Here is a 23,376-nt window from a genome sequence, read left to right on the forward strand (position 1 = left end):
GCCAGTTCGGATTTCTTCGACAGCGTGGCGAGCTTGTCCGTCATCCACGTCTTGATGGTCGCGAGCAGCGGCACGCTTTTCTCCTGCCGCACGCGCAGCCGTTCAGCGGCGGGTTTGCCGCGGATGTCCGCCTCGATGCCGTAAAGTGCACCGATCAGTTCGAGCACCTCTCGGGTCGCCTCGGTAGGCGTTCGGGCATGCACGTCGTAGAGGTACCGTCTCGCGTGGTCCCAGCATGCAGCCTCGCGAATCTTGCCGCTCTCGTACAGTTCGTTGAAGCCGCTGTAGGCGTCGGCCTGAAGGATGCCCTCGAATCCGGCCAGATGGGTCTGGGGATGGATGCCTTTGCGGTCCGGCGAGTAAGCAAACCACACCGCGGCCGGTTCGGTCGAGCCCGAACGGGTGTCATCGCGCACATACACCCACAGGCGCCCGGTCCTTGTCTTCTTCTTGCCCGGCTCGAGCACCGGGATCGGCGTGTCATCCGCGTGCAGCTTCGACGGTGCCACCGTGTAGCGGCGCAGTGCCTCGGTCAGTGCATCGCAAAGGGCCTCGCACTGGCCGACCCAGCGGCCCATGCTGGCCGGGTCGAGCTTCACGCCGTCGCGCGCGGCAATCTGCGACTGCCGGTACAACGGGGCGTGGTCAGCGTACTTCGAGACGACGATGTCGGCCAGCAGGCTCGGATGGGCGATGCTGCGCGTAATCGGCAGGCCGGGCATCGGCGGCTGCGAGAAGTGGTGGCCGCACGGACAAACCGTCTTGCGCCGGATCGTGCGAATCACCTTGAACATTGCCGCGACGCGGGCGAGCTGCTCGGACACGTCTTCTCCGAGCGGCTGCATGGCGCTGCCGCACTTCGGGCAGGTCGCGTCAGCCTCCAGTACGCGTTCTTCGCGTGGCAGATGCGGCGGCAGCGCTTCTTTCGGCGATGCGTTGCCCACAGGCGTGCTCGCGCTTGATTGGCGGGCGCGCCGCACATCAGAGACGCCGCGCTCGCCCGTCAAGTCCTCGAGCGCGGTTTCGAGCCGTGCAACCTCCCGGTCCAACTGCTCGGACTTGCGCCCGAATTGCATACGCCTAAGCTTGTCGAGCTGCGCCTTGAGCTGCTCGATCTCCAGATCGCGCTCGGCAAGCTGGGCACGAGCCTCGACCAGCAAGGCCCGCAGGGTTGCAACATCGTCAGGAAGTTCGGCGCCGTTCGACATGCGGCGCAGTTTACGAGTCTTCTGCTCGGTTTACAACATCGACAGTGCAGCGGTGCGACGCGGCTGCCGCCAATCGATGCCTTCGAGCAACATCGACAATTGCGCCGCCGTCAGATGGACCTTGCCGCCATCGGCCTGCGGCCAGACGAAGCGGCCCCGCTCAAGCCGCTTCGCAAGAAGCCAGAGCCCGTCCTCGGTCGCCCACATGACCTTCACGAGATCGCCGCGCCGGCCCCGGAAGATGAACACGTTGCCACCCAGCGGATTGTCCTCGAGCGCCGTCTGCACCTTCGCCGCCAGCCCCTGGAATCCGCAGCGCATGTCGGTGACGCCTGCCACCAGCCAGACGCGTGTACCCGTGGGTAGAGAGATCACGATCGCACGCTCCCCAGCACGACGCGTAGCGTGTCGGCGTCGACGATGCCGTCCACCTTGACTACCAGGTCACCGAACCGGATCTCGATTGTCCCGGCTCGTGTAGTCCGGTTGCCGACGGCCCCTGCATCCGAGGGCATCGTCACGCGCTGCGGCGGCGTTTCATGGACCACCGCCACGGGAATCAGCGACGTCGTTTCCGCCTGCAATTGCTCGCGATAGCGACGCCGCCAGGTGAACAGCATATTTGCATTGATGCCATTGTCCCGCGCCAGCTTCGCGACCGACGCACCAGGCTCGCATGCCGCGGCCGCAAGCCGGCGTCGAAACTCGGGATCATAATTCGGGCGTCCCTTGCGGCTACCCGGCTTGGCTTCCGACTCTGTCACAGTGATGTCCATCAAATCGAAAATGATGGGCACCACTTTGATGTCGCTTCTCGCCGTCGTCTACGACGGTCGTCGTGAGGTGCTTACGGTGAAAAAACGGTCGTTTTTTCTCGAATTAGTGTCGGATTCTTCCGTCGTTGTTCTGTCTACGCGGGGTAGACCCACACAATCAGCGCACAGTTAATTAACGAAAAACCATAATCCTTGCAAGGCATGAATAACCACGATCGGTTATGAAAAGTTGAAACCTCGGTTGGGTGGTGTAGCGGCGGCAAGCCTTGGACTTGCAGTCGGAAGGGAGTCCGCAAATACCGTTTATGTCTGCGGCCGGTCACGACTCTGCGGCAAAAGAATTCGCTCCGGCCGTGCACGTAAATGCAGGGAACTACGTTTGTACAGTATCGCGTGATCGGTTCGGCGTTCCAGGCGGAACATTCATCGTGCCGACAGGTGCGAACGTTACATTGAGTGGCCTTTTTTGCTGGTTTTGCAGCCAACAGTAGTGGCCTCAAAACCGTGAATAGCGGGAACATTACGACGACAAACCCGCAGTCGCAGTATTACATCGGTTTTAACGGATCGGGAACGCTGAACGTCAGCGCCGGCGGCACGGTCTTCAGCGCCTCTCAGAGCTACGTCGGTTACAACCCGGGCAGCAGCGGTGTACTCACCGTTGCCGATGAAGGATCGGTGTATACGAACGCGGGCTTTTTTATTATTGGGAACAGCGGACCTGCGCAACTGAGCGTGACAAATGGCGGTGCCGTTTCCAGTTCGAGCGGGACTGCGGATTTGCAGATCAAGTCCAACGGCACTGTGACGATCAGCGGGAAGACGATTGTCGGCGCCATCGCGGGGACGAGCTCGCCCGAGATCAGCGGTCCCGGAGCGTCTGGGGCGACGTCGGTTTTCGCTACGCCTGGTGAGCTGCCGTTGACTGCAGGTCTCGCGCTGAGCGAGAGTAGGTACGGCAGCCTGTAACCGCAGGCGGGATGTTCGGCACGAATCCTGCAATTCTTCACGCAGCAACGATTCTTTCCTATGATTTAAGCAACGGCGAGCCCGCCGGAGCTGCCATTGCCGAGTCGCAGGACCGGGGGCCGCACGCCTGCGCCGTGACATCGAATCAAAGCAGCCGTTCGCGCATGTTTCGATGATTCACCGGCTACCGGGCGGTCTGGATGGCAACGTTTGGACTACCTGGCAAACGAACGGAGCGTGGCGATGAAGCGGAGCGAGTCGCCCCAGCCGGTCACGATGCTCGAAGCACTGATACCGATCGCTGGCCTCGTCTTTCTCGTCAGTCTGTCCTTCTACCTGTTCGGCGATGGTGGTGCGAACGGGCCGAACCAGGTGGCACTCGTCGTGGCGACCATGCTGGCCGTATTTGTCGGTTGGCGTCGCGGTCATTCGCTCGCTTCGCTGCGCGAGGCCGCGAATGCCAGTGTCAGTTCCGGTATTGGCGCGATTCTCATCCTGTTCGCAGTCGGCGCGCTGATCGGCACGTGGGCGCTCAGCGGCACGATCGTCGCCATGGTCTATTACGGGCTGAAATTGCTGAGCCCGGACTACTTTTACGTCACGGCGGCTGGAATCTGCGCGGTGATCTCGTTCGCCATTGGAACCTCGTGGACTGTCGCGGGTACGATCGGAATCGGCCTGATGGGCATTGCGCACAGCATGGGCCTGAGCCCCGCCATAACGGCCGGTGCAGTGATTTCCGGCGCGTATTTCGGCGACAAGTCTTCGCCGCTCTCGGACACCGCGAATCTTGCGGCCGCTGCCGCGGGTGCCGATCTGTATCAACACGTGCGCGAGACGCTGCTGACATCGCTCGTCGCGATTGTCATCACGCTGGCCGTGTTTTATCTGCTTGGCCGCCCGGGCGCCTTCGATGCGAGCGCGGAGGTTGCTGCAATGCAGAGCGCATTCTACATATCGCCCGTGCTGTTCCTGCCGCTCATTCTTGTCGTCGTGCTGACGCTGTTCCGGCTTCCGCCATTTACCACCATCTTTCTTGGCGCATTGGCGGGTGGCGTGGTTGCCGTTTTCGTCGAGCCAGCGCGAGTCCTCGCATTTGCCGCCGCGCGAGAGGGCGTGCCGATCCCGATTGCGATGCTCAAAGGTGTATGGCTTGCGCTTGGGAGCGGCTACAGGTCCACGACTGGAAATCCAGTGCTTGATACGCTCCTCACTCGCGGCGGTATGGACAGCATGTTGAATACTATCTGGCTGATCATCACGGCACTGGCATTCGGAGGGGAGTCCGCTGCTGACGGTGGCGATCGCCTACGCGGGTATCCGCATGCCACGCGTCCCTCCAGCCCAAGCCGGGACCTCAACGGCAGGCGGCCCCCCAACTCCGGTCCATGAAGACGCCAAACAGAATTGACGGGTATTCTTACTCGAGTCGTGAGGCACCCTCGCTCGTGGCCGATACCCGGCGCGCGATGTGTTTCCAACCTATTGCAAGCGTTCTTCCGTCCGACGAACCGTCGGCAATACTGTAAGGAGCAGTCAAGATGAAAATGCAACGAAACGCTCCCCGGATCGCGTCCATGATGCTCGCCGCGGCGTTCACACTGGCTCAGGCAGGCGTCGCGGTGTCGCAGACGGCTGCTCCGCAGAGCGCCAGCGATATGCATAGGACCGGCATGCCCGAGACGCAGCAGCAGGGCGACATATCGTTCGTGACCGGCGGAGTCGGTCGCGACGAGTCGACTGCGCTGCGGCAGGCACGAAGGCAGTGGCCGTTGTCTCTGCAGTTCACCGGTCCGGGGGCGAGCTATGTGGCCGACGTCCAGGTGAAGATTGCCAAGGCTGGCGGCGCGGCCGTGTTCGAGGCCACGTCGAAGGGGCCGTACATGCTCGTGCGGCTGCCTCAAGGGCGCTATACGGTCAACGCCACTTACGGCAGCGTGACCAGAAGGGAGACCGTGAACGTCCGCGGCAATGGCAGCGCGCGTGCGACGTTCGCGTTTCCGTCCACCCACTGAGCGCGGTCCCGACGCCGCGCCGAAGGTCGCGCGCGTCGCGTTCGTTTGGCAAGGGGCCTAGACCCAGCCATAGGCTTATTTGGCTTTTACACGCCAGTATCTGTACTTTTGCGGAACGAAAGCCTCATGCCTTGAGCACGTTCTTCCCCTTCGTCCCGAGCAACGGCAAGTCGCGGATCCGCACACCGGTCGCGTCGTCGATCGCATTCGCGAGCGCCGCGGCGGCCGGGCCTTGCGCTGCTTCTCCGACCCCGAGGAATGGCAAGCCCGGCCGGTCGATCAACAGCACGTCCACGCGTTTGGGTACGGACGAGAAACGCATGATCGGATAAGTGCTCCAGTCATAGCTCGTGATGCGTTGCGGGTCGAAATGCGTTTCTTCATAGAGCGTCCAGCTCGTGGTTTGCAAAATGCCGCCTTCGATCTGATTGCGCACGCCGTCCGGATTGACGATCTGTCCGCAATCGACGGCTGCTACGACACGCTCGATGCTGAGCTCGCCGGTATCGCGCATGACCGTCACGTCCATCGCGACGGCAAGGTAGGCCATCAGGTTCTTGTATTGGGCAAACGCAAAGCCGGTACCGTGCGAGCGCGGGCTCGAGTCGCCCGTTCGCGCGCTGCGGGCTCGCCAGCCGAATTGATCGACTACGGCGCTAATGACGCCATGCGCGCGCGGATCATCGAGATGTTTGAGGCGAAACGCCACGGGGTCGGCGTGCGCGGCTCTGGCGAGCTCGTCGATGAAGCTCTCGATCGCGAACACGTTCATGTGCGCGCCGAGCGAGCGCATGGCAGAGACACGTATCGGCATCGTCGGCACGAAATGATGCTGCACGTGCAGGCTGGGCACGCGGTAAAGCGGAATGCTGTTGCGGTCGCCTCCGCCTTCCGGCATCGGAATCGGCTTCGGCGGCGCGGGGGTGAACGGTCGCGCAAGGAGCTGCGCGGGCAACAGGCGGCCCGCATTCTCGATGCGGTTGTTATGCGTGTTGCTCCATAGCTCGTAACGCCAGTCGGTAAGCGTGCCTGCGGAATCGAGCGTTGCATTCGCCTCGACTGTCATGGCCGGGCCGAACGGCTCCCACATGTGTTCCTGTTCGCGCATCAATTGCACGCGCACCGGGCGGCCAGGCAGCTCGCGTGCAACGAGGGCGGCGTCGGCCGCGACATCGTCCGCGCCGTTGTGTCCGTAGCAGCCCGAACCTTCCACATGGACGCAGCGCACCTTGTCGGGTGGCATCGCGAGCATTTCGGCGATGCCCGCACGCAGCGGATAGACGCCTTGCGTGTGCGTCCACACGGTCATCACATCGTTGTCGAGCTGCGCGACAGCGCACGATGGCCCAATCGAGCCATGCGTCAGATACGGCCTCGAATAGCGCGCCCGCAGCGTCGCCACAGGCGCGGCCGCGCCCGGCGCCGCGCCCTGATCGGCCACCGCGATTTCCTGTGAAGGCAGACTCATCAGCAAGGCGTGAACGTTCGCGGGATCGGGCAGCGGCGGCCCGGCCTGCCATTGCGCGGCAAGCGCAAGCTCACGCATCGCGAGGATCGCGCGCCATTCGTCGTCGGCGACCACCGCGAGGTAGTTGCCGTTGCGCACGACCTTGATGACGCCGGGCAGCGCTTCGACGCGCCCGCTATCGACTGCGACGAGGCTCGCGCCATAAGACGGCGGCCGCACGACGCGGGCATGCAGCATGCCGTGCGGCCGCAGGTCCTGGACGTAGCTCGCGCTGCCCGTCACCTTGCCCGGTATATCCACGCGCGGCAGCATATGCCCAATCAGCGCGTAGGCCGATGGCGGCTTTTTCGGCGCGTCGGGCTGCGCGTTCTGATGGAGGTCCGCGTATTGCACGGCTTCCCCATAGCTCACGCGTCTTCCGTCGGCGGCAATGACGGCGCCGTCGCGCGTCGTCAGGACCGCTGCGTCGACGCCCAACTGCGACGCCGCGCTCGCGACCAGCAGCGCGCGTACCTGAGCGGCGGCGTTGAGGATCGCGGTGCCGCTGTCCGCCATCGTGTGACTGCCTGCGGTGTAGCCTTCGTTCGGCGTTGCGGCGGTGTCGGCGGTGATCAGCTCGATCGCATGAGGCGCGAGATCCAGCTCTTCCGCGGCGACCTGCAGCAGCGCGGTGCGAATGCCCGTGCCAAGCTCCGCCTTGCCCGTGAATACGCTCAAGTGGCCGTCAGGGGCGACCTTGATCCACGCATCGAGCAACGGCGTGCTCTTGAGACTGCCCGGCAGCTTCGGGGCGCTCGCGTTGAAGGTGCCCGCTTCGGTGGTGGTTTGCGCAAGCGCGGCCATGCCGGGCACGATCGCGAAGCTCACCATCAGCGAGCCGCCAACGAGGAAGCGGCGCCGCGCGGGGTCATCGGGGCCGCTGCCGTGAGCGACGGAGGACGGGCGGCCGTCGCTCACGACTGCGCTCCCTCGTCCGTTCGCGGCGAACCCGTCGCGGCTTGCCGGATCGCCGCGAGAATGCGCATGTGCGTGCCGCAGCGGCACAGGTTCGGCTGCATGTAGCGGCGGATCTGTTCATCGCCCGGGTGCGGGATTCGCTCCAGCAGCGTGTGTGCGCGCATGATCATACCGGCGATGCAATAGCCGCATTGCGCGGCTTGCTCGTCAATGAAGGCTTGCTGAAGTGGTCCCGGATGTTCCGCGCTGCCAAGTCCTTCGACGGTTCGCACTGGCCGGTCGCCAACGGCCACGACCGGCATGAGGCACGAGAACACCGGCTCGCCGCCGACGCTGACCGTGCATGCGCCGCATTGACCGAGACCGCAGCCGAACTTCGCGCCATCGAGCTGCAACTGGTTGCGCAGCACGTAGAGCAGCGGCGTTGACGGGTCGACATCGACCGTATGACTGACTCCGTTGACGTTGAGCGTGATCATCGTGGCAGGCCGTCCTTGCGAAAATGCGCGACCGCGCCGGCGTCGAGCGAGGGCCACGCGTCGCGTGCGGTGAAGCGTTCGCGCGTGTAGTTGGCGAGCTCCGCTATCTGCGCATCCGTGAATGTGTTGGCGAATGATGGCATGAAGGGCGCGCTATCGCTTTCGTGCCAGTCGATTCCATCGAGGATGATACGGACCATGTTGCGCGGGCTGTCGGCGTTGACGGCCGTGGAAAGGGACAGCGACGGTCGAGCGCCCCCGCTCGACATCGGCGCGCCTTCGGCATGGCACGATGCGCAGGCCGCGGAGAATAGATTCGCGCCGCCGCCGGGCGCGGTGGACACGGGCGCGGCGGAAGCGGAGGGTGAGGCGACCGGATGCTCCGGCATGCCTCGGCCCCCGGACGGCAACGCCAGCAGATACGCGGCAATCGCCTCTACGTCGGAGGCGGAGGCGTCGGCGAGCATGCGCGTGACGGGGCGCATCGGACCCGCCGCCGCCCCATGGGCGCTCGCGAGGCCCGTGCGCAGATAGCTGACGAGCTGTGCCTGCGTCCAGGGCGTGGGGCGTGAAGCGAGGTCCGTCAGCGCGGGCGCATCCCATCCTTCGATCGTGCCGCCTTGCAGCGCGCGGTCGCGGCGCTCGGCACCGAGGCGGTCGAGCGGCGTGTGGCACGCACCGCAATGACCGAGGCTTTCGACCAGGTATCGTCCGCGTGCGACGTCCGGCGCTTCGGGCGGGGCCGGCGCTGCTTCGGTACCGGTATGCAGGTAAAAAAGATTCCACACGGCGATGAGGGGCCTGAAGCCGAGCGGGAAGATCAGCTCGTTGTGCGGTGCAGGCGCCTTGACGGGAGCGCGGCTCATCAGCCACGCATACAGCGAGCCCATATCGGCCTCGCTGATGTGCGTGAAGTGCGGATAGGGGAACGCGGGATAGAGCAGATGGCCGTCGCTGGACACGCCGCGCCGCATCGCGCGCGAGAACGCGTCGAGCGACCAGCCCCCGATACCCGTCTCGTTGTCCGGGGTGATGTTGGTCGAGTAAATGATGCCGAAGGGTGTTCGCAGTGGCAGTCCGCCCGCGAGGGGCCGGCCGCCCGTCGCGGTGTGGCACGCGACGCAATTGCCAACGGCCGCGAGCTTCGCGCCGCGCGCCGCGGCCGCGGTATCGCTGCCGGCCGCGATGGGCGCGGTGACGGCAGCCTGCGCGGGCTCCCCAGCATGCGCGGCGGGTCCGCCGTATGCGGCCATGAGGGCAACCAGAACAACGGCCACGCCTGCACTCGCCACTCGTCCTTTCATCTAGCCTCCATCGCCGAGCCGTCCGCATCATCGTTCCAGACTACGTCGCGCGGCTCCAGGTGGCGCAAGCGGCGTTCCTGATATTCGCGGAAGTCTGCGGCTGTCCGCCGCTCCGCGGTTGGCCGCTGTCTACGATGACGGAAGCTTTAGGGTCGAACAGCGGCAGGTCGATAACGGTCTCGCCTAGCCGGCTGCGATCGCGATGGCGATCTGCACGAAAAGCACCTTGACGATGGTCATCGACGGAAAAATCATCGCGTACATGATGTCGGGCTGATCCGTCGGCGCGATGCGGTTGGCGAAGGCGAGAATCGCGGGATTGCCGGTCGCCCCGCAGATCACGCCGACCGATGTATCGAAAGACAGTCTGAAGACCCACAGGCAGCACACAGCCGTGACGCCGACCAGCACCAGCAGCGTGATCACGCCATAAAGCAGCAGCAGCGGTCCGGCGGTGCCGACGGTCGCGACGAACTTCGGTCCGCAAGACAGGCCCACCTGCGCGAGAAAAATCGTCAGCCCGAGATTGCGCAGCACGAGATTTGCAGAGAGCGGCATCACCCACACGAACGGTCCGCTGCGGCGCGCCTTGCCGAGGCACAGCGCGACCAGTAGCAACGCCGCGAGACCCAGGCTGAACACGCCGAGACCGGGCGCGCGCAGCGGGATCGCGCCGACCAGCAGCCCCGCTGCCGCGCCGATGCCAAGACAGATGAAACTGAGGTCGGCCGTGCCCTTGATCGAATCGCCGAAAAACGCGCGGACCCTCGCGCGATGCGCGCTACTGACGAGCAGGCCGACGCGGTCGCCAGCTTCGAAAACGAGGTCTGGCGTCGACAATAGATCGGCGTCGCCGCGCCGCACGTGCGCGACCGCGCAGTTCACGCCATCCGGAAAGCGCAGATTGCCGAGCGCCGTGCCGACGACCGACGGACTCGACGCGAACACGCGCATATAGTCCAGGTCTTCCCGATGACTCGAGATACGCCCGGGCTGTAGCTCGCCGCATAGCGCCGTTGCTTCGTCGAGCGGGCGGCGCTCGGTGGCGGTGGCAAGGAGGACGTCGTCGGCGCGCAGCGTGAAGTCGTCGCTGGGCAGCTGATTGTGATGCGCGCGCCGCACGGCCGCGATCACTACGCCGGCAGGCAGGCGAGTCGAGAGCTCCGACAGCTTGAGACCGAAGAGACTGGCATTGCGCAGCGCGATTTCCGCGGTCTCCAGCACCTTCGCGGGCGGTTTCGGTATTTTGGCTTTCAGGACCGAGTTCAGCACATAGAGGAATAGGATCGGCCCGGCCACGCCGAACGGATAGGTGACGCTATAAGCCACGGCGGCATCGCTGCTTTTCATCGATGCGATGGCAACCTGCAGGCTCGCCGTGCTGGTGCCGCTGCCGGCGAACATGCCGAGCGCATCGGCGAGCGTGATGCCGAAATGGATGAAGGCGCACGCCACCAGACCCGAAACGATCACGCCCAGACATGCGGCCGCGTTGGCCTTCATGCCTTCCCGGCTCGTGAGTCCGCGGAAGAACTGCGCGCCGTACTGAATGCCGATGCCATACAGAAACAGCAGCAGACCGAGCGTGCCCAGCAACGCCGGCGGCGCGGATTTCGGCGCGAACGCGCCGAGCGCCAGTCCAACGAACAGCACGGCCCCCGAGCCTAGAGCCACGCCCTTGATAGTGATTTCGCCGACCAGGTAGCCAAGCGCGATGGTCAGAAAAAGCGCGAACAGCGGCTGAGTTTCGAGGAAAGTTCTGGCTGCTTCCATGCCGCCCCCTATAGGTGGACAAAGCAATGCGACTGAGCGCTTCCACCGGCAGGCCTCGCGTTCGACGCGCGGCAGTTGCTGACGATATTCGTTGCTGCTATCGCATTGCGCCTGCGAGGTTGCCCGAGCCGAGACCGACGATCAGATCGAGTGCGCCGTTCTTCAACGCTTGCGTCGCGACCACGCCGGCTGCTTTCAATGCGGCCGCGTCGATGCGCGACGCGTCCGATAGCTCGACACGCAACCGCGTGGCCGCCAGCGCGTCGAGCTTCCTGATGTTGGCCGCGCCGCCCAGCGCCGCACGAATCTTTTCCGCGCGCTCCGTTTCCTGCGGCGAGTTTTGCACGGAGGCGGCCACAGCCGCTGGAGCCGCCGCCCCTGCGCCTTCCACACCGGGCACCCCCGCCGCCGGCAAATCCGCTTCGGCGCCCGCTGTCTTCAGATAGTCCTGCATGTCGGTTTTCATGTTCTCCGACAACGGCCCGAAGATCGCCTGCACGCCGTTGCCCATGCGCACAACCCCCGCGGCGCCGAGCGCCTTGAGCTTGGGTTCGTCGACGCCCGCCGGGTCCTTCACGGAGATGCGCAGCCGCGTGATGCAAGCGTCGAGACTCGTGATATTGGAGCGGCCGCCAAAGGCGAGCACGAGTTCGCGCGAACGTCCTCCCGCGCTGCTCGCGGCAACCGCCGCTGTTTCCGCCGCGTCGTCCTCGCGACCGGGTGTCTTGAGGTTGAAGCGCGTAATGACGAAGCGGAACACGCCGTAATAGATCACCGCGTAAATTGGACCAAGGATGAAAACGTACCACGCGTGCGTGGCCTTCCCACCGATCAGGTTGAACATCAGAAAATCGATGCCGCCTTGCGAAAACGTGAAGCCCATGCGCATGCCCAGTGTGTTCGCCACGAACTGCGCCGACGCCGCGAGGCATGCGTGAATCAGGTAAAGCACCGGCGCGACGAACAGGAACGCGAATTCGATCGGCTCGGTGATGCCGGTGAGGAAAGAAGTCAGCGCGGCCGAGACCATCATGCCGCCGACGGCCAGCTTCTTCTCCGGCTTCGCGCAATGCCAGATCGCGATCGCCGCGGCCGGCAGGCCGAACATCTTGAACAGGAACGCGCCCGCCAGGATGCCCGCGGTCCGGTCACCCGCGAAAAAACGGGTGATGTCGCCGTGAACCGTCCTGCCGGTCGTCGGGTCGAGGTAGCTGCCCATTTCGAAGAAGAACGGCACGTTCCAGATGTGGTGCAGGCCGAACGGAATCAGCAGACGTTCGACGAAACCGTAGACAGTCGCGGCGGTGCGCGGGTCGGAAACCGCCGCCCAATGCGAAAAAGCCTTGATTGCGCTGCCGATCGGCGGCCACACGAAAGACAGGATCGCGCCGAGCACGATCGAGCCGATCGCGGTCACGATCGGCACGAAGCGCTTGCCGGCGAAGAAGCCGAGATAGGGCGGCAACGTGATCCGGTAGTAGCGGTTGAACATCCATGCCGCAAGACCGCCGGCGAGGATGCCGCCGAACACGCCGGTCTGGATCGACGGTATGCCCATGATCGTGTCGGTTTCGACGCCCTGGAGCTTGCCGATCACACCCAACGTGGCCGTCATCACCAGATATCCGATCGTTGCGGCGATGCCCGAGACGCCATCGTTCTCGGTGAAGCCGAGCGCGACGCCGATCGCGAAGATCAGCGGCAGGTTGCCGAAGATCACGTCGCCCGCATTCTTCATCAGCGCGAGCACGACGGCCGGCACGTAACCGTGAAAGTCGGTGGCGCCGAGACCGAGCAGCAGGCCGGCCACCGGGAGCACGGCGACGGGCAGCATCAGCGATTTGCCGATCTTCTGCAAGACTCCGAAGGCATGCGAGAACATGGCTGATCTCCTGTTGATCCGCTCACTCGGCAAAGCGCGACAGATGCGCGCGGACTTCCGCGGCGGTGCCCAGACACAGCACCTCGGCGGCGAGCTTCCTGGCTTCTCCGGTCGTCACGCGTGCAAGCTGAGCCTTAATCGAACCGACCGCCGGAATGCTCACCGACAGCTCGTCGATGCCAAGGCCGACGAGCACCGGCACCGCCATCGCATCCGACGCGATGCCGCCGCAAATGCCGACCCATTTGCCATGCTTGTGCGCACCGTCGACCGTCATGCCGATCAGACGCAACACCGCCGGGTGCAGCGCGTCGGCCTGCTTCGCGAGTTGCGGATGGCCGCGGTCCATTGCGAGCGTGTATTGCGTGAGATCGTTCGTGCCGATCGAGAAGAAGTCGACTTCGCGTGCGAGCGGCTCGGCGATCAGCGCGGCCGCGGGGACTTCGATCATGACACCGACTTTCACGCTCGCCGCGCGATCGCCGGCTTCTTCGAGCAGGATCTTGCGCGCTGCCCGCACCTCCTCGATCGCGGCGATCATCGGGAACATCACGTGCAGATGCCCAAGCGGCGCCGCGCGCAGGATCGCGCGCAGTTGCGTGCGGAAGATGTCGGGACGCTCCAGGCTCACGCGCACACCGCGCAGGCCGAGAAACGGGTTGTCTTCCTTCGGCAGCGGCAGATACGACAGCGGTTTGTCGCCGCCGACGTCGAGCGTGCGGACCACGAGCGGCCGCTCGCGGCCAAGCGCTTCGGCGACGGCGCAATATTCGGCGGCCTGTTCGTCTTCGGTTGGCGCGGTGTCTCGCGCGTCGAACAGGAACTCGGAGCGCAACAGGCCCACGCCTTCGGCGCCGGCCGCGACCGCATCGCGTGCTTCCTGCGCGTTGCGGATGTTCGCGACGACTTCGACGCGGTGGCCGTCGGCCGTCATTGCGAGTTTGGTTGCCGCGAGCTTTTCGTCTTCGCGCTTGACGGCCTGGCGCCTGATGCGTTCGCGCGCCTTCTCGAGTTCCTCGGCGCTCGGGTTGCGCCGCAAGCTGCCGCGCGAACCGTCGAGCACGACGGGCGTGCCGTCGGCGAGTTGCAGCGCGCGCGCGTCGATACCGCAGATCGCCGGAATGCCGAGCGAGCGCGCGAGGATCGCGACGTGGCTCGTCGCGCCGCCGCTCGTCGTGCAAAAGCCGAGCACCTTGCTGCGATCGAGCGACGTGGTGTCGGACGGCGAGAGCTCCTCGGCAATCAGGATCGATTCGCCCGGCACGTCGATCTGCGCCTGCTTCACGCCGGCGAGCAGCGCGAGCACACGGCGGCCGACGTCGCGGATATCGCCGGCGCGTTCGCGCAGCAGCGGATTGTCGAGCTTTTCGAGCGTGCTTGCCTGGTGCTGGAACGCATCGCGCCACGCGAACCCCGCGCCCTTTCCCGCGCTGATGCTGCTGATCGCGGCGTCGTTGAGGCCAGGATCGTCCAGCAGTTCGAGATGCGCGTCGAGAATCTGCGCTTTCGACGGATCGGTGAGCGTCGCCTTGAGCGCCTCGATCTGCTGACGCGCCTGATGCTGGGCCGCTTCGAGTTGCGCCCGTTCGCGTTGCGGCGACTCGCCCGCTTCGTTCACCTCGATGACCTGCTGGCGGAACTGCACGATCCTGCCGACCGAAAGCCCTGGCGAAGCGGATACGCCGATGAATTCGTTGGTGTCGGCGGGAGTCGCTTCCGTCGGTGCGGTTGGCGCAGCCGCCGCGGGTGCGGGCGCATCGCCGGGCTTTTCGCCCGATCCCGCGCCAAGCAGACGCGCGACGGTACTGGCCGCCTCCGCCGCGTCGGGACCGCGGGCCTCGACGCGCAGCTTGTCGCCGAACTTCGTTGCGAGCCCCATGATCGCGACGACGGACTTGGCATTTGCGCTGGCATCGCCGCGCAGCAGCCGGATCTCGGACTTGAATTTCTTCGCCTCGACCGCGACGACCGCGGCGGGCCGTGCATGCAGGCCCGCTGGATTCGGCAGTGTGATCTCGTCGGAGAGGATCGCGCCGGTGGCGCTGGCCGTTTCCTTGCCCTCCATGCTGCCGACCAGCTCGACGTACAGCGCGACGTCGGTGCCGGCGACGACGAGCCCTTTCGCGGGAACGTAGCGCGTGACGAGATCGCCATTGGCGATCACCATTTGCGTGAGCAGGCTGGTTGCTTTTGCGCCGACCGCGATTGGGTCGAAGCGGATCAGCGGCGTGCCCGTCGCGACGGCGTCGCCTTCCTTGACCAACGGCATGAAGCCCTCGCCGCGCAGCAACACGGTGTCGAGCCCGATGTGCAGCAGCACTTGCAGACCGTTGTCGCCGGTGATCGTCGTGGCGTGGCCAGCGCTATGGAGTTGCGTGACCTTGCCGGCAAGCGGCGACAGCAGTTCATCCGAGGTCGGATCGATCGACACGCCATCGCCGACCATCTTCTGGGCGAAGACCGGATCGGGCACGCTCTCGAGAGGAACCAGTACGCCCGACAGTGGTGCCATCAACCCGATGCGCAGAGGACGCTGAGGAGCTTTCATCGCCAAGACTCCTTGTACATTGACGCTCGCCTCGGGTGGCTCGACTCGAGCCGCATGGGCGCGACATTCACACGTGCGGTCGGCACCATTGCCGCTCACGCCGCTCACCCACTTGTGAGCGGCGCACGTTACAAAAGCGTCGGTGACAGAAACTCAGGAAAGCCAAATAAGGTCGCGCTTGTCACCGGTATGCGCAAAACGGGTTTCGTTGCGCGTGACATCTCGGCTCTCAAGATGGTGCCGCCCACACAGCATCGACCCGGGGTGAACGGAGAAACGTCAGGCGCGCTGCGACGGCACTGTTTTGCTTTGTCGGATCGCCTCGCGCCTGTGGACGACCGTTTGCACCGTGGCCCCGGAAAAAGGACCTGAAAAGCGCTCTGACAAGGAGCATATGTTACTGAGCGCAGATTGCAAGACGAGACGATTTCGCAGATGAGCGCCTGAATTTTCCGATTTCTCGACACGAGACCGACATGGTCTTTACTAAATTGCTGTGACTCTTTCTCTGCAGCTGTGTTTTATTCGCTTAGCGAAAGTTGACGTCTGGATTGCATTGGAATGAGTACGGAACTTCCGCGCGGCCTCCGCGCCCGGCAATCTCAGGAGTAGCGAAAAACGGCCCTGGACTTCACGCGGTCGTCGCAATGCCGCTGTCATATTGGCCCGGAACATGCGAGGGCTTGCGCCGGGCGACGAAGTAGTTCATGGTCGAGCCTTGCGTGAATCCTCTTACGGCTTGCTACTCCATGCACGACACGATTACCCGACTGAAGGAGGTCGACCATGCGTGATACCGTCGCCAGCACCGAGTCCCGCTCCCGCAGCAATTCCCACAGTTCGAGTTTCGCCCTCGTCGATCATTACGCGCGCGCCGCCCAGCGCAGGCTCAGCAACTTCAGCGTGCTGAACGTGCTGCGCACCTTCCCGCAGTTCATTCCGTACAGCGAAGGCAGCTACAAGGCCCGATCGAAGCTCACGGTCCAGGCGATCAACGAGACGATTCCCCTGTTGAGCGAGCTGGCGGCCTCCGTCGGAAAGCCAAAGACGCCCGTCACGGAAATCGTCGACTTTCCGGACAACGACGAACAACGGCAGGCCGCCAACGCGCTCAAGCAGCACTTCGATGCTCAAGGCAGCGACAAGTCGAACCACCACAGCTACCACCACCTGTACGGCGCGATCCTTGCGAATCGCGAAGCCATGCGCTCGGTGATCGAAATCGGCATCGGGACCCAACATTCCGACACCGTTTCGTATATGGTCGCGGGCAAGCCCGGCGGATCGCTCAGGGCGTTCAGGGACTTTCTGCCTTTCGCGCGGATCTATGGAGCGGACATCGACCGCCGGGTCCTCTTCAAGGAGGAGCGCATCGAGACGTTCTTCGTCGACCAGACCGAGCCCGCCACTTTCGAGCAGCTCGCGCGATCGGTGGACGGCGAATGCGATCTGATCATCGACGACGGTCTGCATTCTCCGAATGCCAACATCCAGACGCTGATCTTCGGGCTGAAAAAGGTGAGGCGCGGCGGTTGGGTCGTGGTGGAAGACATCGGGCATCATGCACTGCCCGTCTGGCAAGCCGTCAGCGCGTTGCTTCCCGAACACTATCGGCGGCACATCGTCAACGAGGAGCATGGGCTCGTGTTCGCGGTGCAGCGCCTCGAATGATGCGCGCGGCTTCCCGCTTCGCTCAACGCTGATGGCGCGGCACGTTACCCGCGCCAACGCTCCTGGTGGCGACATGAATTGCTGAAGTCACGAGACGACGCGGCCGTGACCCTCTGCGCATTGTTCAGCCACGTTAGCTAGTCTTTTCAGCGGACGACTCTTTTTCCGACGTGAGACCCCGCCTAAAGTGTCAGACTTCAATCTGGCATCAGGGTCATCATGCACATCGATACACCTACTAATCCAGCATCCCTGGAAGAAAATTCAACGTCGGCGGCCCAGTGGCTATCCGTCATCGCTGTAGCGGTAAGCGCATTCGCCTTCGTCACGGCCGAGTTTTTGCCTGTCGGGCTGTTGCCGCAAATCGCACTCGACCTCGGCGTGTCGACCGGTGTCGCTGGCCTCATGGTCACCACGCCCGGCGTGATGGCCGCGATATCGGCGCCGACGCTGATAGTCAGCGCGGGCCGCATGGACCGCCGGTACGTTTTCCTGCTCCTCACTGCGGTACTGTTGATCGCGAACGTCGTGTGTGCCATCGCACCGAACCTCGCGATCATGCTCGTAGGACGGGCTCTGCTTGGCGGCGCGCTGGGTGGCTTCTGGACTCTGGCGACGGCGGCGGCTCCTCGACTCGTGCAAGCAAAGGATGCCGCCAAAGCGACCGCGACCATTCTGACCGGCGTGACCTGCGCAACCGTGATCGGCGTGCCGCTCGGGACGTTTATCGCGTCGTTTGCATCGTGGCGCATGGCGTTCGCCGCCACCGCGGGCCTCGTGTCGCTCGCCTTACTGGCGCAGGCGTTCCTCGTGCCTTCGTTGCCGTCGGCATCGGCGTTGCGGATCGCCGATTTCAAAACCCTGCTTGTCCGGCCTCATACGAGGTTGAGCATGGTGATGGTCGCGCTCGTCTTCGGCGCGCATTTCTCGACCTACACGTATATTGCGCCGCTGCTCGAACACGACTTCTCGTTGAGCGCGATCACGCTGTTGCTGTTCGGATTCGGTCTGATCGGCTTCTTCTCCAATGCGTTGACATCGATGGTGATTTCGAACCATCTAAAGAAATCCGTCGCCGCGATGGTTCTGCTGCTATTGGGCGCGATGTCGTCGATGTTGCTGCTCGAACATTCGCCGATCGGCGAGACCGCGGGGATGCTGCTGTGGGGAATCGCGTTCGGAGCGCTTCCGCTTTGCTTGAGCGTGTGGATTCAGCGCGGCACGACAGACCTGCCCGAAGCGGGGTCGGCCATGTTCGTCAGCATCATTCAGGTGGCGATTGCGGTGGGCTCGGCAGTGGGGGGCACCATTGTCGACCGTGCGGGCGTTCACGCTGACTTCACGCTGGGACTTGGACTCGCGCTACTGGGCCTCGTGGCACTGCAACGGCTTGCTGTATTGGAACGACCGGCCACGGCGGCTTCCCTTGATTGCGCCTGCGATGCGTCGGTTGACTGACGCGTCGAGACAGTGCGTCGCGTGACTGGACCGCACCGCGCTAGCCAACTGAGGCGACCGCCAGGCGACGGAAGCCGTCAAACAGCCGTCTTCACGACTCTGGGTTGAAACGGGGCGTTGAGCGGCACGTCGCCAGCGGCCTCGTTGCGGGCGGCGCTCGTCGACAGATAGCGCAAGCAGCACACGCGCAAAAAAGACGCGAAATTCAACGGCTCTTCGTCGCGCAAGGCGACCAGTTCGTCGTGAAGCTTCACGACGAACTGGGTCGTCGTCACGTTCTCGCGGTTGGCGATTTCCCGAAGCACGTCCCAGAAGAGATTTTCGAGCCTCACCGTGGTCACGACGCCATGAATGCGCAGCGCGCGCGTACGCGACTCGTAGAGGATCGGATCAGCGTTGACATAGACGTTGCACATACGTTCAGCCTTTCTCGCGAATGATGACGTCGCAGGACGCGAAGCGCGCGGCGCGGGCGCTCATGCCGTCGCGATCGAGCGTAACACGGTTGGTCGCCCGCGATGCCGCGCCTCGGTCGAGGCGCGCTCCTTCAATGCGTGATGCGCGTGCCCAGCAGCGCAAGGAACTGCGCAAGCCAGTTCACGTGCGAGGTCCATGCGGGCGCGGTGACGAAGTTCTCGTCCGTGATCGCGTCAGGCCAGTCGAGCGCCACGTACTGCGCGCCCGCGAGCTTCACTTCGGGCGCGCAGGCCGGATACGCCGAGATGCGCCGGCCTTCGATCACACCTGCCGCAGCCAGCAGTTGCGCGCCGTGGCAGACCGCGGCAATCGGCTTCTTCGCTTCGGCGAATTGGCGCACCCAGCCGATCACCTCGTCGTTGAGCCGCAGATATTCGGGGGCGCGGCCGCCGGGCACGAGCAGCGCGTCATATTGCGCGGGGTTCACCGACGCGAAATCGGCGTTCAGCGTGAAGTTATGGCCACGCTTTTCGGTGTAGGTCTGATCGCCTTCGAAGTCGTGGATTGCGGTGCGAATCGCGTCGCCCGCGCGCTTGTCGGGCGCGACGACGTCCACCGAATGCCCGACTGCCGCCAGTGCCTGAAACGGCACCATCAGCTCATAATCTTCGACGAAATCGCCGGCGATGATAAGAATGCGCTTTGACATGCTTCGTCTCCTCTCGAATGGGGTGGGAAATGGCGAGGCGGACGCGCTATCGCGGTGTGAAGGCGGCGGCCGTTGAGAAGCAATATAGCGATCGACGCAGTGGGCCAGGTAATACGCGGCTAAATGCCGACCAGGGATTTCACTGAGCTGAACGGAATTCAGCCCGAATGCGGCAGACGATCGCGGTGGTGGAGCAAAGAAAAAGAGTCGCGCTCCATTCGAGTGCGACTCTTTTGTCATTGGGAACGTCCATTCAACCGCGCAGATTCGACACACATCGCTGCAGCACCTTGCGCAGCGTATCGACCGGGATTTCCGTTACTCCGTCCAGCATGGACGCTTCGAGCGCGTCGATCGCCGAATCGCATTCCTGCAGTACCCGACGCCCTTCGTCGGTCAGAAACAGATGAATCAGTCGACCGTGGGTAGGATGCCCCACGCGTCCGACCCAACCGTTGGCTTCCATCGTCTTGACGACTTCGTTGGCCGACTGCGGCGTGATGAACGAGCGTTCGGCGAGTTTCGCATTGGTCATCGCGCCGCTGGCGCTGATGACGGAGAGCGCGGTGAACTGAGGCAAGGTCAGCCCGAATTCACCCAGTACATCGATCAAACTGCGTTTGAGCAGGCGGTCGAGTTGGCCGACCACATAGGAAACGCGGGAAGGTGGCGCACCGGTTTTCGTTGAACCGGCCTGTTTGGCAAGGGGCGTTCGCCGCTTCTCCATTGTCTTGATCATTATCAGGTTGCCTTAGGTGTTTCTACCAGGCATATCATATTCTACTTTCAATATCAGGCCTCCTGAGACTAGACTCATCGTCAATTCCGGGGGCGCTGTGGGAAGGATTCTGATAAGTGGCGCAAGATCATTGTCAGAAATCTTCTCCTTCCCATGGCCGCTTCGTCGAAGAACGAAGCGTGGCTCGCCTCTGGCAATTCAATCAAAGGTGAAGGAGACGTCATGTCAAGTGTTGCTAATCGGTCGAGTGCGGTGGGCTCCAGTACTGCACTAACGTTGGCATTGTGCTTTCTCGTCGCGGTGTTGGAGGGTATCGACCTGCAGTCCACTGGCGTTGCGGCGCCTCGAATGGCGCATGAGTTCGGCTTGTCGGTCAGCCAGTTGGGGCTCGCTTTCAGCGCCGGCATGTTGGGGCTTTTGCCGGGCGCGATGATCGGTGGCAGACTCGCCGACCGGATCGGCCGCAAGCGCGTTCTGATGATCTCGATGGCGATTTTCGGCATCTTCTCGATTGCGACCGCGCAAGTCTGGAGTTTCGAAAGTCTGCTGATTGCTCGCGTGCTGACGGGCATCGGGCTCGGCGGCGCGATGCCGAACCTGATCGCGTTGTCGTCCGAGGCGGTCGATGCGCGTCACCGCAACACGGCGGTTAGCGTCATGTATTGCGGTATGCCACTCGGCGGCGCGCTTGCCGCATTGATCGCCGTACTGAGCGCGGGTGCTACCGCGTGGCGTCATATCTTCTACGTGGGCGGAGTCGGACCGCTGATCATCATTCCGCTGCTGATGGCATTGCTGCCTGAGTCGCGCGAATTCGCCACCGAATCGCGGGAATTCACGACGGCGGACAAGCCGCTCCTTTCGACGCGCGAAGTCCTGTTCGGCGAGGGGCGCGCCGCCGCGACGATCGGTATCTGGATCAGCTTCTTCTGCACGCTGATCGTTCTTTACTTCCTGCTGAACTGGCTGCCTTCGTTGACCGTGGGGCGCGGCATGAGCCGTTCGCAGGCCGGGATTGCCCAGATCTGTTTCAACGTCGGCAGTGTGATCGGCGTACTCGGCATCGGTCTGCTGATGGACCGCTTCAGACAAGGCCTGTCAGTCACGGCAATCTATGCGTGCATAGTCGGTGCATTGGTCGCGCTTTCGCAAGTCGCCAGCATCGAGACGCTGTCCGTTGCCGTGCTGTTTGCCGGAATGGGCGTCGTCGGTGCGCAGTCGATGCTGTATTCGCTGTCCGCCGCCAGCTATCCGACCAGCGTGCGGGGTACGGGAGTCGGCGCCGCGGTGGCGGTGGGACGCGTCGGCTCGATTGTCGGCCCCGTAGCCGCCGGGCAATTGCTTGCGATGGGAAAGAGCTCAGCGCTCGTCATCGGCGCGAGCGTGCCGGTGACGATCATCGCGGCGATTACGGCATTGCTCGTCATTCGCTCCAACGCCGCGAAACGCTAACTCTTCGTTGATGGACCCAACTGGCCCGGCGTTTTCGCGCCGGGCCATTTTTCATGTGTCATTCGTGATTCGTCGTGCCTCGGACCCGCAGATCAAGCAACCTGACGGCGTTCTCCTTCAGAACGAGCGGCTTTACTTCGGGCTTGATGTCGAGCGTATCGAAGTCTTCGAGCCAGCGGTCCGGGCGGATCAGTGGGAAGTCGGACGCGAACAGCACCTTGTTGCGCAACAGCGTGTTCGCATACTTGACCAGCTCGGGCGAAAAGTACTTCGGCGACCAGCCCGACAGATCGATATACACGTTCGGCTTGTGCAGCGCGATCGACAGCGCCTGCTCCTGCCATGGCCAGGAGGGATGCGCGATCACGATCTTCATGTCGGGGAAGTCGGCGGCGACATCGTCGAGGTAGATCGGCTCCGAATACTTGAGGCGCAAACCGCCGCCGCCGCGCATGCCCGAGCCCATGCCCGAGTGTCCACTGTGAAATACCGCCGGCAGCCGGTACTCGGCAATCACTTCGTAGAGCGGGTATGCCATGCGGTCGTTGGCGAAGAAACCCTGCATCGTGGGGTGAAACTTGAAACCGCGCACGCCGTGCTCCTCGATGAGCCGCCGCGCTTCGCGCGCGCCGAACTTGCCTTTGTGCGGATCGATGCTGGCGAACGCGATCATGATGTCGGAGTTTTTCTGCGCGAACTCCGCGACCTCTTCGTTCGAAATGCGACGGCGCCCGATGTTCGCTTCGCAGTCGACGGTAAACATCACGAAGCCGATATTGCGCTCCCGATAGTGCTCGATCGTTTCGGGAATGGTCGGGCGGCGCCCTTGTTTGAGCACGGTGCCGAAGTATTTGTCGGCGGCTTCGTCGAATTCTTTGGCAAACAGGTCCGGTGGTTGGCAGCACGACACCTCGGCATGCACGTGGGTGTCGATGGCCTTCAGTTGATCGATGTTCAATGGGGTCTCCTATGTGTAATTAAAGCTGATGCGTCAGGCTGCGCGAAGATTGCGCACGCACGTCAACAGCAGGTTTTTCAGCATCTGTGAATCGTGTTCATCGATTTCGCCGAGCATCGATTGCTCGACCCTGTCAGCGGTACCGTCGCACTGAGCCAGCAATGTTTCGCCGGCCTTCGTCAGCGACAGCAGCCCGACGCGACGGTTGAGCGGACCGGCCACGCGCGTCACCCATCCATTCGCTTCCATCGATTTGACGACCGCGCTGGCCGCTTGCGGCGTGATCAACGAGCGCTGCGCGAGCTGTGCGTTCGACGAACGTGCGCGCGCTCGCAGCACCGACAGCGCGGTGTATTGCGGCAACGTCAGACCATGCGAGGCAAGCGCTTCGGAAAGCTGCCGCGTGAGAATCTTGTCGAGCTGCCCGGCCAGGTAGCTGAGACGCACCGGAGCGGCAGCGTGCCTTCGATCGCGCAGGTTGCGCCGCGCCGTGGCGCGCGCTGTCGATTCAGACCCTGACGGCTTTCTCGTGATCGTCGGCATAGGCGGTTAGGGGTTTGTACCAAGACTTCGATATTGTACTTTACTTATCA

20 protein-coding genes are annotated in these 23,376 nt (G+C 63.6%); 6 read left to right on the plus strand and 14 right to left on the minus strand.

All coding sequences use genetic code 11. The annotated features are described in order from the left end of the window. The 3 genes from tnpC to tnpA form a co-directional block, all read right to left on the minus strand. The coding region (gene tnpC / locus HWY30_RS11685) for an IS66 family transposase (protein WP_176078885.1) at positions 1-1,208 on the minus strand (1,208 nt) is incomplete at its 3' end. A 30-nt stretch (positions 1,209-1,238) separates the two neighbouring features. Further along, positions 1,239-1,547, minus strand: a complete 309-nt coding sequence (gene tnpB / locus HWY30_RS11690; RefSeq protein ID WP_343048332.1) for an IS66 family insertion sequence element accessory protein TnpB — start codon at positions 1,545-1,547, stop codon at positions 1,239-1,241. Between the two features lie 32 nt (positions 1,548-1,579). Continuing rightward, positions 1,580-2,008, minus strand: coding sequence for an IS66-like element accessory protein TnpA (tnpA, locus tag HWY30_RS11695; RefSeq protein ID WP_244144879.1), 429 nt, complete (start codon positions 2,006-2,008; stop codon positions 1,580-1,582). A gap of 432 nt (positions 2,009-2,440) precedes the next feature. Here tnpA and HWY30_RS11700 point away from each other — a divergent pair, with 432 nt between their 5' ends. The 3 genes from HWY30_RS11700 (at position 2,441) to HWY30_RS11710 (ending at position 4,968) form a co-directional block, all read left to right on the plus strand. After that, the gene (locus tag HWY30_RS11700; RefSeq protein ID WP_090808915.1) at positions 2,441-2,953 is read left to right on the plus strand and encodes a hypothetical protein; all 513 of its coding nucleotides are present in this window, start codon (positions 2,441-2,443) and stop codon (positions 2,951-2,953) included. Between the two features lie 210 nt (positions 2,954-3,163). Then, complete coding sequence (locus HWY30_RS11705) at positions 3,164-4,345, plus strand: Na+/H+ antiporter NhaC family protein (protein WP_244144880.1); 1,182 nt, start codon at positions 3,164-3,166, stop codon at positions 4,343-4,345. Between the two features lie 149 nt (positions 4,346-4,494). After that, positions 4,495-4,968 (plus strand): hypothetical protein, encoded by a 474-nt coding sequence (locus tag HWY30_RS11710; RefSeq protein WP_090808917.1) that lies wholly within the window; start codon positions 4,495-4,497, stop codon positions 4,966-4,968. A 124-nt stretch (positions 4,969-5,092) separates the two neighbouring features. Here the strand turns inward: HWY30_RS11710 and HWY30_RS11715 are convergent, their stop codons facing one another. From HWY30_RS11715 to ptsP, 6 genes are all read right to left on the minus strand, one after another. Beyond that, positions 5,093-7,393 carry a xanthine dehydrogenase family protein molybdopterin-binding subunit gene (locus HWY30_RS11715; RefSeq protein WP_090808919.1) on the minus strand — a complete coding sequence of 767 codons (2,301 nt, stop codon included), beginning with the start codon at positions 7,391-7,393 and terminating at the stop codon, positions 5,093-5,095. Continuing rightward, on the minus strand, positions 7,390-7,872 hold the full coding sequence (locus HWY30_RS11720) for a (2Fe-2S)-binding protein (protein ID WP_090808921.1): 483 nt from the start codon (positions 7,870-7,872) through the stop codon (positions 7,390-7,392). The genes HWY30_RS11715 and HWY30_RS11720 overlap by 4 nt, the downstream gene beginning before the upstream one ends. Further along, positions 7,869-9,176 (minus strand): c-type cytochrome, encoded by a 1,308-nt coding sequence (locus tag HWY30_RS11725; protein ID WP_090808923.1) that lies wholly within the window; start codon positions 9,174-9,176, stop codon positions 7,869-7,871. Before HWY30_RS11725 ends, HWY30_RS11720 begins: the two co-directional genes overlap by 4 nt. A gap of 183 nt (positions 9,177-9,359) precedes the next feature. Then, positions 9,360-10,949 carry an aspartate:alanine exchanger family transporter gene (locus HWY30_RS11730; RefSeq protein ID WP_090808925.1) on the minus strand — a complete coding sequence of 530 codons (1,590 nt, stop codon included), beginning with the start codon at positions 10,947-10,949 and terminating at the stop codon, positions 9,360-9,362. Positions 10,950-11,046: 97 nt separating this feature from the next. Then, complete coding sequence (gene ptsG / locus HWY30_RS11735) at positions 11,047-12,831, minus strand: PTS glucose transporter subunit IIBC (RefSeq protein WP_090808927.1); 1,785 nt, start codon at positions 12,829-12,831, stop codon at positions 11,047-11,049. Between the two features lie 22 nt (positions 12,832-12,853). Continuing rightward, on the minus strand, positions 12,854-15,379 hold the full coding sequence (gene ptsP, locus HWY30_RS11740) for a phosphoenolpyruvate--protein phosphotransferase (RefSeq protein WP_090808929.1): 2,526 nt from the start codon (positions 15,377-15,379) through the stop codon (positions 12,854-12,856). A gap of 786 nt (positions 15,380-16,165) precedes the next feature. On the opposite strand from ptsP, the gene HWY30_RS11745 reads away from it, so the two are divergent. Both HWY30_RS11745 and HWY30_RS11750 read left to right on the plus strand, forming a co-directional pair. Continuing rightward, on the plus strand, positions 16,166-17,050 hold the full coding sequence (locus HWY30_RS11745; protein WP_090808931.1) for a class I SAM-dependent methyltransferase: 885 nt from the start codon (positions 16,166-16,168) through the stop codon (positions 17,048-17,050). Between the two features lie 219 nt (positions 17,051-17,269). Next, on the plus strand, positions 17,270-18,508 hold the full coding sequence (locus HWY30_RS11750; RefSeq protein WP_090808933.1) for an MFS transporter: 1,239 nt from the start codon (positions 17,270-17,272) through the stop codon (positions 18,506-18,508). Between the two features lie 77 nt (positions 18,509-18,585). On the opposite strand, the gene HWY30_RS11755 is transcribed toward HWY30_RS11750, so the two are convergent. From HWY30_RS11755 to HWY30_RS11765, 3 genes are all read right to left on the minus strand, one after another. Continuing rightward, on the minus strand, positions 18,586-18,924 hold the full coding sequence (locus HWY30_RS11755) for a ribbon-helix-helix domain-containing protein (RefSeq protein ID WP_090808935.1): 339 nt from the start codon (positions 18,922-18,924) through the stop codon (positions 18,586-18,588). Positions 18,925-19,055: 131 nt separating this feature from the next. Continuing rightward, the gene (locus tag HWY30_RS11760) at positions 19,056-19,634 is read right to left on the minus strand and encodes a DJ-1/PfpI family protein (protein ID WP_090808937.1); all 579 of its coding nucleotides are present in this window, start codon (positions 19,632-19,634) and stop codon (positions 19,056-19,058) included. 253 nt (positions 19,635-19,887) lie between these two features. Beyond that, on the minus strand, positions 19,888-20,373 hold the full coding sequence (locus HWY30_RS11765) for a MarR family winged helix-turn-helix transcriptional regulator (RefSeq protein ID WP_090808939.1): 486 nt from the start codon (positions 20,371-20,373) through the stop codon (positions 19,888-19,890). Between the two features lie 222 nt (positions 20,374-20,595). On the opposite strand from HWY30_RS11765, the gene mhpT reads away from it, so the two are divergent. Next, positions 20,596-21,825 carry a 3-(3-hydroxy-phenyl)propionate transporter MhpT gene (mhpT, locus tag HWY30_RS11770; protein WP_090810395.1) on the plus strand — a complete coding sequence of 410 codons (1,230 nt, stop codon included), beginning with the start codon at positions 20,596-20,598 and terminating at the stop codon, positions 21,823-21,825. Positions 21,826-21,883: 58 nt separating this feature from the next. Here mhpT and HWY30_RS11775 read toward each other — a convergent pair whose 3' ends face one another. Both HWY30_RS11775 and HWY30_RS11780 read right to left on the minus strand, forming a co-directional pair. Then, the gene (locus HWY30_RS11775) at positions 21,884-22,783 is read right to left on the minus strand and encodes an amidohydrolase family protein (RefSeq protein ID WP_090808941.1); all 900 of its coding nucleotides are present in this window, start codon (positions 22,781-22,783) and stop codon (positions 21,884-21,886) included. Positions 22,784-22,816: 33 nt separating this feature from the next. Next, positions 22,817-23,230 carry a MarR family winged helix-turn-helix transcriptional regulator gene (locus HWY30_RS11780; protein ID WP_244144881.1) on the minus strand — a complete coding sequence of 138 codons (414 nt, stop codon included), beginning with the start codon at positions 23,228-23,230 and terminating at the stop codon, positions 22,817-22,819. Positions 23,231-23,376 lie beyond the last annotated feature (146 nt).

The organism is Paraburkholderia tuberum STM678 (assembly GCF_902833905.1).
GTDB lineage: Bacteria > Pseudomonadota > Gammaproteobacteria > Burkholderiales > Burkholderiaceae > Paraburkholderia > Paraburkholderia tuberum.